At 58.3% G+C, this 1,881-nt stretch carries 1 protein-coding gene; it reads right to left on the bottom strand.

Going from position 1 to position 1,881, the window contains the following annotated elements:
* Positions 1-87 precede the first annotated feature (87 nt).
* Positions 88-1,455 carry a group II intron reverse transcriptase/maturase gene (gene ltrA, locus GHO41_RS29125; RefSeq protein ID WP_153435333.1) on the bottom strand — a complete coding sequence of 456 codons (1,368 nt, stop codon included), beginning with the start codon at positions 1,453-1,455 and terminating at the stop codon, positions 88-90.
* Positions 1,456-1,881: the final 426 nt, after the last annotated feature.

Raw genomic sequence — 1,881 nt, 5'->3', positions numbered from 1 at the left:
AATCGGCATAGGAGGCGGCCATCTGGCCGCGCCCCTGCCACACCACCCGGCATGCGGGTCCGCACCGGGCGGTTCGAGAAGTTGAGGTCAGTAGAGTCGAGGTAGACCCAACCGGTCGGCCCATGCCACCGTTAGCACGCCGTGGATCAGCCCTGCACTGTTGTACCAGAGGCGATGACTATTGCTGGCTACTGCCGAGGCAAGTTCGTCGACTGCTCCAAGTTTGCGCAGCTCACGGTAGATGTTCCTTCCGGTTTTCCATTGTTTAAGTTGGATAGCCCTAAGTCGTCGGCGTATCCATTCATCGAAACGCTGCATCACTCGCGGAGTTTGCGATAAACCGAAATAAGCTTTCCAACCCAGTAGGTAGCCCTTCAGCCCCTCCACCACCTTCGACAGACTTCGGCCTGCATTACGAGGCGTTAGCTGTCGGATGCGGCTCTTGAAGGCCTGTAACGCTTTGCTTGCCACCCAACGCTTGACCTCGCCTTGGGCTGACAGCCAAAAGCCGTAGCCCAAGAACTTGCGGCCAAACGCACTGGCAACCGCGCTTTTGCGTTCATTCACTTGCAATCTAAGACGGTCGTAGAGGCGACGGAGCAATGCCATTACCCGCTGACCGGCTTTGAGACTGCGCACGTAGACGTTCGCATCATCCGCGTACCTGACGAAGCAATGGCCTCGTCGCTCCAGCTCTTTATCTACCTCGTCCAGCAATACATTGGCCAGCAACGGAGATAGCGGCCCACCTTGCGGTGTCCCTCTGTCACTGCCTACGACTACGCCATCGATCAACGTCCCGCTGTTCAGATAGGCCCGGACCAGACGCAGAACACCTCGGTCAGTCACCTTAACGCTCAGTCGGGCGATCAACAGGTCGTGGTCGACCCGATCAAAGAACTGTTCCAGATCGACATCCACCACAATGTTTCGTCCCGCATGCACAAACTGCTGCGCTGCCAGCACCGCTTGGTGAGCGTTGCGGCCGGGACGAAAACCATAGCTATGATCACTGAAGCCTGGGTCCAACAGGGGTTGTAAGACTTGTAAAAGCGCCTGCTGGATCAGTCTGTCCGTCACCGTTGGGATGCCCAGCTTGCGCTCGCCACCGTCGGGTTTAGGGATCAGAACTCTTCGTACCGGGCTTGGCCGGTACGTCCCTGCCAACAACTGCGCCCGTATCGCGGGCCAAGCCGTTTTCAGGTGCTCGATTGTCTCTTCGATCCCAAGACCGTCGACACCTGCAACACCTTTATTTGACCGGACTCGCTTAAGCGCTAGTAGCAGGTTTTCTCTTGTCAGAGCTTCTTGCAGAAGCCCTGACCCCGTGTGGTTCGGAGCATGACGCGGACTGCCGGCTTCATCGCTGGACGCTTCGCGCGGGGCTTCACCCCGCACAGCCGTATCCCGCCCCGATTTCCCGGGCATCTGATGCATGGCCTGCCGTATCGTCATGGTAAACCTCACTCCTTCTCGTTTGGCCCTTCACTGCATTGCAGCTACTACGACCTCTGCTGACTTCTCGCTCCGACTCACATCGTCGCCCTTTCAGGCATGAGGCGAGATCTCCCCAGGTAAGAACGCCATCCTTCACCGCACAACCGCCGCATTTACACCCCCGGTGCTTTGGCCACAAGAGCTTCGCAGTCACTTGCCTGCTCGCCCTGACCAGAGATGCCTCAGATGCGGTTTGTGTACCTCGGCTCGCGGTTTATGCTCCACGCTTCCTTCCCACACTCGGTCGCCCTTATGCAGTTGCGCTTCGCTTCATTCGCTGTGGCCAGCTTAAGAGAGGACTTGCACCTCTAGGATGACGCCCATGCTGGGCGCACAAGTGACGCGGCGTAAGGCCGGAACCCTAAGTGGCCGTTGCCGCAGCAA

The sequence above is a fragment of the Pseudomonas sp. FSL R10-0399 genome, from assembly GCF_009600165.1.
Taxonomy (GTDB): Bacteria; Pseudomonadota; Gammaproteobacteria; order Pseudomonadales; family Pseudomonadaceae; genus Aquipseudomonas; species Aquipseudomonas helleri.
This window is presented reverse-complemented; position numbering and strand designations above follow the sequence as displayed.

Bases quoted from the DNA above. Each gene is read 5' to 3' on its own strand.
- ltrA (WP_153435333.1), bottom strand. From the start codon at position 1,455: ATGACGATACGGCAGGCCATGCATCAGATGCCCGGGAAATCGGGGCGG.